This window comes from Variovorax sp. CCNWLW235 (assembly GCF_037204085.1).
In the GTDB taxonomy this organism is placed as follows: domain Bacteria; phylum Pseudomonadota; class Gammaproteobacteria; order Burkholderiales; family Burkholderiaceae_C; genus Variovorax.
Window position 1 is genome coordinate 69,692 of sequence record NZ_JBBCBW010000007.1, and the last position, 9,479, is coordinate 79,170.

The 9,479-nt window shown below is 65.7% G+C and carries 9 protein-coding genes; 7 read left to right on the forward strand and 2 right to left on the reverse strand.

Features of this window, described 5'->3' with window-relative positions; genetic code table 11:
• The first annotated feature begins 24 nt into the window (after window positions 1-24).
• Together V9L21_RS10555 and V9L21_RS10560 are read left to right on the forward strand one after the other, a co-directional pair.
• Entirely contained in the window at window positions 25-642 is a 618-nt protein-coding gene (locus tag V9L21_RS10555; protein WP_337311604.1) for an RNA polymerase sigma factor, read from the forward strand.
• 10 nt (window positions 643-652) lie between these two features.
• A complete protein-coding gene (locus V9L21_RS10560; RefSeq protein WP_258501596.1) occupies window positions 653-868 on the forward strand; it encodes an iron dicitrate transport regulator FecR in 216 nt (71 codons plus the stop codon).
• A gap of 12 nt (window positions 869-880) precedes the next feature.
• Here the strand turns inward: V9L21_RS10560 and V9L21_RS10565 are convergent, their stop codons facing one another.
• Window positions 881-1,126, reverse strand: coding sequence for a hypothetical protein (locus V9L21_RS10565; RefSeq protein WP_337311606.1), 246 nt, complete (start codon window positions 1,124-1,126; stop codon window positions 881-883).
• A 9-nt stretch (window positions 1,127-1,135) separates the two neighbouring features.
• Window positions 1,136-2,827, reverse strand: a complete 1,692-nt coding sequence (locus V9L21_RS10570; protein WP_337311608.1) for a cyclic peptide export ABC transporter — start codon at window positions 2,825-2,827, stop codon at window positions 1,136-1,138.
• A 183-nt stretch (window positions 2,828-3,010) separates the two neighbouring features.
• On the opposite strand from V9L21_RS10570, the gene fhuF reads away from it, so the two are divergent.
• From fhuF to V9L21_RS10595, 5 genes are all read left to right on the forward strand, one after another.
• Window positions 3,011-3,739 (forward strand): siderophore-iron reductase FhuF, encoded by a 729-nt coding sequence (fhuF, locus tag V9L21_RS10575; protein WP_337311610.1) that lies wholly within the window; start codon window positions 3,011-3,013, stop codon window positions 3,737-3,739.
• A 49-nt stretch (window positions 3,740-3,788) separates the two neighbouring features.
• Window positions 3,789-4,640 (forward strand): formyltransferase family protein, encoded by an 852-nt coding sequence (locus V9L21_RS10580; RefSeq protein ID WP_337311612.1) that lies wholly within the window; start codon window positions 3,789-3,791, stop codon window positions 4,638-4,640.
• On the forward strand, window positions 4,637-5,680 hold the full coding sequence (locus tag V9L21_RS10585; protein ID WP_337311614.1) for a GNAT family N-acetyltransferase: 1,044 nt from the start codon (window positions 4,637-4,639) through the stop codon (window positions 5,678-5,680). The genes V9L21_RS10580 and V9L21_RS10585 overlap by 4 nt, the downstream gene beginning before the upstream one ends.
• A 13-nt stretch (window positions 5,681-5,693) precedes the next feature.
• Window positions 5,694-7,028: a lysine N(6)-hydroxylase/L-ornithine N(5)-oxygenase family protein gene (locus V9L21_RS10590; RefSeq protein ID WP_337311615.1), complete on the forward strand. Its 1,335-nt coding sequence runs from the start codon at window positions 5,694-5,696 to the stop codon at window positions 7,026-7,028.
• A gap of 169 nt (window positions 7,029-7,197) precedes the next feature.
• On the forward strand, window positions 7,198-9,399 hold the full coding sequence (locus V9L21_RS10595; protein ID WP_337311617.1) for a TonB-dependent siderophore receptor: 2,202 nt from the start codon (window positions 7,198-7,200) through the stop codon (window positions 9,397-9,399).
• Window positions 9,400-9,479: the final 80 nt, after the last annotated feature.

Consider the following 9,479-nt stretch of genomic DNA (forward strand, 5'->3'; position numbering starts at 1 on the left):
GAATGCTTGCGAGAAGGCGATCGGATGCGCGACCTCGTCCAGGAACTGGTAGCTCACTATGCGGACTTGCGTCGGCAGCTGACGCGCGACCTGCGGGACCCTCACTACGCGGCGGACATCGCGCAATCCAGCTTCGAGCGGGTGTATGCGCACGCGCTCAAGCTGAACAAGGACATCCGCATCGGCGGCGCGGCACCCGACGGACCGCAGGGCGCCGGCATCGAGTCGCCGAGGGCGCTGTTGTTTCGCGTGGCGCGCAACCTGTGCGTGGACGATGCGCGTCATCGCAAGGTGGCGCAGGAATGGGTCAGCACGCATTTCAGCGTCAGCTCGCGCCAGACGGTGCCGTCTTGCGAATACGTCGCCTCCCAGCAGCAGGTGCTGGCGCGTGTGGTCGAAACGCTGGAAACCCTGCCGCCGCGGCGGCGCGAAGTGTTTTTGCTGTTTCGCGCCTACGGCCACACGCGCGCAGAAATCGCGCAGCAACTCGGCATCACTGAAATGGCGGTGGCCAAGCATCTGCTGCGCGCCGCCATCGACTGCTCGCGCGTGTTCGCCGTGCTGCGCTCGGAGCTCGTCGAACAGACCACCGTATCGAACCGAACGGGCTTCGACGCGAAGCTGGCCGAAGACTTCGCCTGAGCGACGCAACGTGGCAAGCGCGCCGGAAGAAAAGCTCATCGAGCGTGCACTTGCGCTCATCGTCGAAAGCGAAAGCGCCCCGCAAGATGCGGCTGTTGCCGCGCGCCTGGCCTTGAGCCGTTGGCGCAGCCGGTCGGCCGAACACGCAGCCGCGGCGCAAGAAGCGCGGCGTCGCTGGGACGCCCTCGGCGGCATGGCGGCGGAACTGCGCAACCTGCAAAAGTAGCGGTGCCGCGCCTCACTGCAGGCGCCCCTCTTCGCGCAGCGCCTCTTCCATCGACGGCTTGATCAGCGCGGCGCCGGTCAGGGCCCACAGCGTCAGCACGTCGTCCAGCGCGCAGATGTTGCCGGGGTTCACGCCGAGCCAGCGTATGAGCTCTTCGGCCCGCTCCGGCGAGGGCGAATCATGCAGCGTGCAGAAGAGCGTCCAGGCGACGTCGAAGGCCGGGTCGTCGTCGGTCGTCCGGGTCGTCTTGTCTTTCATTCCCCTCCTTCACGCTGCGAGGCTTTCCCGCGATTCGCGAACCTTGTCCTCGACGATCTTTCCCGCCTGCATGGTGATGACGCGGTCGGCCAGGTGAAAGTAGCGGTCGTCGTGCGAGATCACCACCAGCAGGTGTCCCTTGGCGCGCAGTTCGGGCAGCAGCTCGGTATAGAAAAGATGGCGGAAGGTCGGGTCCTGGTCGGCAGCCCATTCGTCGAACACCAGCACCGGGCGGCCTTCGAGGTAGGCATGCACCAGCGCCAGCCGCTTGCGCTGCCCGGTCGAAAGGTCGGTGGTGCTGAATGCGCCGTTCTTCAGGCTCACCTTGTGGGCGATTTCCAGCCGCTCCAGATAAGGCAATGCCGTCTCGGGCAGCACCTCCATGCCCGCGCCGCCTTCGCTTTCTTCACCGGCCACGAGGTCTTCGAACAGATAGAAGTCGGAGAACACGGTGGTGAAGAGCTGGCGGTAGTCGTCGCGGCCTTCGGGCTTGACCACCGAGCCGTCGATCAGCACTTCGCCTGCCTGCGGTGCATACAGGCCCAGCAGCAGCTTGATCAGCGTGGTCTTGCCGGAGCCGTTGTCGCCCACCACAAACACCATTTCGCCGCGGCGCAGCTTCAGGTCGATGGGGCCGAGCGCAAAGGCCTCGCCGCCTTCGGGCGCATCGAAGGCATAGCGCACCCCGCGCATGCCGATCTCGTTCTTCAGGATCACGCCGTTGGACGCGCGCTCCAGGTGCAGGTGCGGCTCCGGCGTGGCAAAGCGCGCGGACAGGTCGCCAATGCGTTGAAAGGCGACCTTGGCACGGCCCACGCCGGGCAACAGGAGCGCGATCTGGTCCAGCGGCCCCTTCAGGAACAGCAGCACCAGCACGAAGCCGCTGAGCACCGCGGGCTCGGTCGGCTGAAACGCAGCCCAGCCCAGGATCAGCGCAATCAGCAAAAAGAACAGCGCCGAGCCGAAGGCGGTGGCAATCACATAGGTGTTGATGGCGCGCCCGTTGACGACGCGGATGGTGTCGACGATGCGCTCGATCTGGCCGGAGAACATGCGCGTGCGGCGCGTGCGGTGCATGCGAAGTTCCTTCGCGCCTTCGCTGATGGCTCGGTAGGCCTTGTGCAGTTGGTCTTCCTGCTCGCGCGCTTTCCAGAAACCGGCCTCGCCGCGGATCTGCGCCATGAGCTGCACCGTGATGCCGATCACCAGCGCCACCAGCATCAGGCCGAACAGCGGCAGCGAAAGAAACGCGAGATAGCTCAGGCAGCCCAGCGCCACGGCAATTGCGATCAGCATTCCCGACAGCGCGAACGCCACGTCGCTGATCATGTCCACGTCCTGCGACAACACCGGCATCAGGCGGTGCGTGCGGTAGCGCTCCAGCGCATCGATGGGCGCCGCGAGAATTTTCTGCGCCAGGCTCTTTCGCACCTGGGCCACCAGGCGCTGGCCGACGAAGTTGGTCGAAACGTCCGACACCATGCGCCCGAAGAGCGCCACGCCGCACAGGCCGATGAAGGTCAGCAGCAGGCCACCCGCCAGCCCGCCCGGCTGGTTGAGCACCCGGTTGATGGTGCCGAGCAGCGCGACCGTGGCGGCACCGGCGCTGATGCCCGTGACCGCGGACAGCACTATCCACGGAAGAAAGGGTTTCAGCAGGCGCCCGATTTCGGCGCCGTTGCCTGTGGTGGTAGTTGTCATGCAAAGGCTCTTTCCGCCCCGGGGGCGACAGCGTGGAAACGACCATGCCGCCCGGCACAGCCCCGGCGGCTTCGTGCCACCTACTGCCTAGACGGTTGAGCCGCGGCAATGTTCAGCGCGGTGCGCGTGAACAGTTGCCCTGCAAATCCGTCTTGATGAAATGACCTTGCCGACGGCCGATCCGTGATCCCGCTGCTGGAGCCCCTGTTCCCCGGCGAACTGGCCGTGCATGGCGAGAAACTGCAATGCGCCGACATCGTGCCACCCGGCGCGGTGCGCGTGGCGGACCTTGTGCAATCGCGTGCATTGCTTGCCGACGTGCTGCAAAGAAATGCGCGCTACCGGGGCGTTGCCGGCACAGACCTGCGCGCCGTTGCGTCCGCGTGGAGCCTCGAATACATCGCGATGCTGCTGCCGCCCGTGATGGCCGCGGCCAGCATGCTGCAGCACGTGTTTCCGGTTGCGGCGGAACACACCTGGGTTCGGCTCGACGCGCATGGCGGCCCCGCCAGCTTTCACATCCGGAACATGGGCCGGCCGCACCACGGCACCGGTACCGCAGAGCGCTACGCGCCGCTGCTCTGGCAGCACCTTGCGCCGCTGTTCGAGGCGCTCGCCGGCCTGACGCGGCTCGCGCCCAAGATTCTCTGGAGCAACACCGGTCGGCTCATGGAGCCCGTATTCGACGTGGCGCTGGCCGCCACCGGCGGCGCACCCTCGATCTCGCGCGACCGGCAGCTGCTGCTGCACAGCGCCACGTGGCCGAACGAGCTTCGCCCCAACCCGCTTCACGGCCGCGAACGCAGCCACCCCGTCAAGCTGCACCGGGAGTGCTGCCTCAACTATCTGTTGCCGCACGAGCACCACTGCAACGCCTGCCCGCTTGCGCCGGAGCATCGCGGTCTCGGGTGAACAGATTGCGGGCCATTCCGTCTTCCATCTATCCATCCATTCCACACATATGTCCAAGGCCAAGCTCGTCTACATCCTGTCTTTGAGAAATGCCGCCGCCGACAAGGCCGGCCAGCATATTGCGTACAAGGGAGAACAGCGCTACATGGCCTCCCCGCTCGAGTACCTGGCCAAGGCGCTCGACGAGACGCCGCTGGGCGACGCCTACTCGCTCGAAGGCATCGTCATCGACGACGATCCGCGCTCGCCGAAAGACCAGGCCGCGCTGCAGGACTACGGCTTTTCATGCCAGCCCGACAAGAAATGGATTTTTCCGGCGGGCCTGAAGACGCAAGGCAAACAGCTCACGGACATCTTCCATCCGGTGCCTTCCGAATACAGGCGGCTGCCGCTCGATTCAGCCGAACGCCCCGCAGGCAAGAGCCGCTTCGAGCGCACCCTGCTCGACAAGCTGCTGACGCTGCAGGCCGACATCGTCGTGCTCGACGGCCTCCTCGTGATCCTCGACGAGCTGGTGCGGCCCGGCGCGCCGTTCCACCGCAAGATCGTCAACATCCATCCGGGCATCACCCGCATCGAATCGCCTTACGAGCGCCGCGGCGCCTACGCAACGCTCGATGCGCTGCACGGCGCGCAGGGCCGCAAGATCGTGAACTGGCAAACGATGGAAAGCGTGCCCGTGCCTCCGCTCTACAAGACAGGGGCCTCGCTTCACTACGTGGACAACGGCATCGACTCCGGCGAGGTGATCCACGACGCGCTGCGCACCACCATCGACCCGGAGGACACCATCCTCGAGCTGCGCTGGAACAACTTCAACCACAGCCTCTTTCCCGCCCTGCACGAGGGCCTGGCCCTGCTTGCAGCGCAACGGCAACCGCTCACCGAAAGAACAGCATGACGCCAACTCCCCATGTCTCCTATGCGGGCGGCATGCCGCACGCCATCACGCGCGACGGCGACACGCTCAGCGTGCGCAACACGCAGGACGAAACACGCTCGCTCTGGAAAACCAGCCAGGCGGCTTCAAGCGCCGTGCTCCAGTGGGTGGACGGCAGCAATGCGTCCACGGCCCACCTGCTGGCCGCCCTGGAAGGCGCGTTCGAATACCACCCGGCCCACAAGACGCTGCGCGTTGCGCCGAGCCAGCCGGCGGCGTCGCTCGTGCAGGCCGGCGTGCTGCTGCAAGCCGAAGGCGGCCAAGCCCTCGCCTGCCGCGACATGCTTTGGCAGCAGCCTTCGCTGTGGCTGCCCGCAGTGCACGCCCCCATGGCCCTGCAATACGCGCTGACCAACGGCAAGCGCCACCCCGTGCGCCCGCCCAAACCGCGCGGCGTGCTCTACCAGCGCTTCATTCCCTGGCTTGGCAAGACCTTTTCGTTTCGCAGCTTCGACTTCGAGGCCGACCTGCCGATGTTCAACCGCTGGATGAACGACCCCGACGTGGCCGTGATCTGGGAAGAAGAAGGCGACCTGGACAAGCACCGCCAGTACCTCTCGGCCATCGACCGCGACCCGCACATGTATTCGATGATCGCCTGCCTCGACGGCGAGCCCTTCGGCTACTTCGAGATGTACTGGGCCAAGGAAAGCCGCATTGCGCCGTTCTACGACGTGGACGACTACGACCGCGGCTGGCACGTTCTGATCGGCGAGCCGGCGTTTCGCGGCAAGGCCTTTGCCACCGCCTGGCTCACCTCGATTTCGCACTACATCTTCTTGTGCGACCCACGCACCCAGCGCGCCGTGGGCGAGCCGCGCATCGACCACCTGCAGCAGATACGCAACCTCGACAAGTCCGGCTACGCGAAGGTGAAGGAATTCGACCTGCCGCACAAGCGCGCCCTGCTGGTCGTGATGCTGCGCGAACGCTACTTCACCGACGCCCTCTGGCTGCCCCGCAGCGACGGCGCCGCCACGCCTGCCCAACATTCTGCGTAAAGGAAAAACCGCCATGGTGATTCACGACCTCATCGGTATCGGCTTCGGCCCTTCGAACATCGCACTGGCCATTGCGCTGGACGAGAAACGGCGCGACGGCCGCCGCGTCGATGCGATGTTCATCGAGAAGCAGGCCGGCTTCGCCTGGCACAAGGACATGATGCTCGACCAGGCGCACATGCAGATCTCGTTCATGAAGGACCTGGCGACGCTGCGCAACCCCACCAGCCGCTTCACCTTCATCAACTACCTGCATGAAAAGAAGCGCCTGCAGGACTTCATCAACCTGAAGACCTTCTTTCCCAGCCGCCACGAGTTCAACGACTACCTGGGCTGGGCCGCATCCCAGTTCGAAGATGCCTGCGTCTACGGAGAGGAAGTCTTCGAGGTGCTGCCCGAAAAAGAAGGCCATGGCGGCGAGGTCTCGCTGCTGCGCGTGCGCTCGCGCGACGGCGCCGGCCACGTGACCGAGCGCCTTGCACGCAACCTGGTCGTGAGCATTGGCGGCATGCCCAACATTCCGGACGGATTCCGCGCACTGAGGAACGACCCGCGCGTGTTCCATTCGAGCAGCTACCTGCGCGACATGGCCCGCCTGCCCGATGCGGCAAGGATTGCCATCATCGGCGCGGGCCAGAGCGCGGCGGAGATATTCATGGACCTGCAGGGCCGCCCGCACGCGCCGCAGGTCGACCTCATCATGCGGGCCCGCTCGATCCGTCCGTCGGACGACAGCCCCTTCGTGAACGAAGTGTTCAACGTCGAGTTCACCGACTACATCTACAGCCAGCCTGAAGACGAACGCGCCGCGCTGATCGACGAGTTCGGCCACACCAACTACGCGGTGGCCGACCTCGACCTGATCCAGCAGATCTTCAAGATGTTCTACGAGCAGAAGGTTCGCGGCGAAGAGCGCATGCGCTTCCTGCGCCGGCACGATATCCGCGGCGTGCATGCGGCGGCCGATGGCGTTCACCTGACCCTGCACGACCAGAACACCGGCCATGAAAACACCCTGCGCTACGACGCCGTGGTGCTGGCCACCGGCTATGGCCGCGAGCAGCACAAGGCGCTGCTGACGCCGCTTGCCCCCTACCTTGGCGATTTTTCAGTCGACCGCCACTACCGGGTGGGCAGCACGCCGGACTTTCACCCCGCCATCTTCCTGCAAGGCGCCTGCGAGTCGTCGCACGGGCTGAGCGACACCCTGCTGTCGGTCACCTCGGTGCGCACGGGCGAGATCGGCAACGCCCTGCTCAAGGCGATTCCGGCCGGCGCGCCGGTGGCCGCCACTGCCGCGAATGCTGCAAACAGCCCCCGCCACGAGCGGCAGGCGGTGCAAGCCTAGGCGCGGCTACCCGGCGCCGGGCAGGCAAAAAGAAAAAGGAGACAGGTCGCTGTCTCCTTTTTTTTAAGCCAAACGTCTCATGTATGGAAGCGCCAAGGTGCCGAAACCGGCCGGCCTTGGGCGTCGCAACGTGAACACGTCGTATTCAAGCACCTGGAGTATCAACTTTATGCGTCCCCTGCCCCGTCAACGTCTATTGAATGCCGCGCTCGCCACGGCCTTCGGAACGGCCTTTTCCCTTTGCAGCGTGAGCGCCCTGGCGCAGGCGACTGGACAGCAGCAGCGGGCCGGCGATTCGACGCTGCCCGCCATCACGGTGAACGCCGACACGGAAGAATCTGCCACCGGCCGCGTCAACGGCTACCTTGCCAAGCGCAGCACGGCCGGCAGCAAGACGGACACGCCGATCGTCGAGACGCCGCAGTCGATCTCGGTGATCACGGCCGACCGGATGGACGCCATCGGCGCCACCAACGTCAAGGACGCGCTCGGCTACACCCCGGGCGTGAGCATTGCGCCCTTCGGCGCCGATTCGCGCTACGACTGGATCTCGATCCGCGGCTTTGACGGCTATGCGCCGGGCTTTTACCTGGACGGCCTGCCGCTGCGCAACAACGGCACCTGGGGCCTGTGGAAAACCGAGAACTACGGCAGCGAACGCATCGAAGTGCTGCGCGGCCCCACCTCGGTGCTCTATGGCATGGCAAGCCCGGGCGGCGTGGTCAACATTGCGAGCAAGCTCCCCACGGCAGAGCCCGTGCGCGAGATCCAGCTGCAGTACGGCAACGATGCCCGCCGCCAGGTGGCCGGCGACTTCTCGGGTGCGCTCGACTCGGAAGGCAAGGTGCTCTACCGCATCACCGGCGTGCTGCGCGATGCCCAGCTGCCCGGCGGCAACTCACGCGACGACCGCACCTACATTGCGCCCTCGATCACCTGGAAGCCGTCGAGCGACACCACTTTCACGCTGCTGGCCCAGTACCAGAAGAACCGCGCAGGCAGCTACACCCGAATTCGCCCCGCGGCCGGCTCGCTCACGCCAACGCGCATCGGCACCTACATTCCCGAAGACCTGAACGCCGGTGATCCCAACTTCGATCACTTCAACCAGGACCAGAAGATGATCGGCTATCAGCTCGAGCATCGCTTCAACGACACCTTTACCGTGCGCCAGAAGCTGCGCTACGGCAAGCTCGAGGTCGACTACCGCGCCCTGCAGTCGCCGAACTTCGTCCCCATGGACCCGGCCAATGCCCTGAGCACGGAGAACTACCGCTACCTGAACCGCGGTGTCTTCGGCAGCCAGGAAAGCACCTCGTCCGTCACCATGGACAACCAGCTGCAGGCCGACCTGCGCTCGGGCGACTGGCGCCACAAGGTGCTGGTGGGCCTGGACTACCAGCGCACCCGCATCGACCAGTACACCTACAGCAGCGGCTTCGGCGCGCCGCTGCTCGACATCTACGCGCCCGTGTACGGCGGCACCATCGACATTCCACAGCCCTACGTCAACGGTGTGAGCCGGCTCGCGCAGACCGGCATCTACCTGCAGGACCAGATCAAGTGGGGCGACCGCTGGTCGCTCACCATCGGCGGGCGCTACGACACGGCGCAAAGCACCAACTACAGTCGCCTCGACGGCTCCACGCAGCGCATTTCGGAACACAAGTTCACCAAACGCGCGGGCCTGGTCTACCTGGCGCCCAACGGCCTGGCGCCGTACCTGAGCTACTCGGAGTCGTTCGCGCCCATCGGCGCGCTCGACCCGGCCACCCGGACCCCCTTCAAGCCTGAAAGCGGCCGCCAGTACGAGGCCGGTATCCGCTACCAGCCGCCGGGCGGCAAGTCGCTGTACAGCGCGGCCATCTTCGACCTGCGCCGCAAGAACTACATCACGTATGACGCGACCTTCATGCCGAAGCAGACCGGCGAGATCTCGGTGCGGGGCCTCGAGCTCGAAGCCACCACCGAACTCATGCCGCGCCTGAACCTCACGGCCTCCTACGCCTACACGCCGCGCGCCATCGTCACGGCCAGCAGCCGCGCCGAGGAGATCGGCAAGCAGGCGATGTCCGTTCCGCGCAACCGCCTGTCGGTGTGGGCGGACTACCGCTTCAGCAACGGCCTGAAGGTGGGTGCGGGCGTGCGCTTCAACGGCTCGACCCGCGGCGACGCGGAAGTCGTCGCGCCGGCCAAGGTGCCTTCGTACACGCTGCTGGACGCCATGATCGGCTACGACATCGACCGCTGGACGCTGGCGCTGAACCTGCGCAACCTGACCAACAAGACCTACGTTGCCAACTGCGCCTACGGCTACTGCTACCTGGGCACGCAGCGCACGGCGGTGGCAACGGCCACCTATCGCTGGTAAGCCCTTCGGCCCCAAAGAGCAAAGGCCGGATGCCATCGCGGGGCATCCGGCCTTTTTTTGTGCGGCAGCTCTGCGGAGCC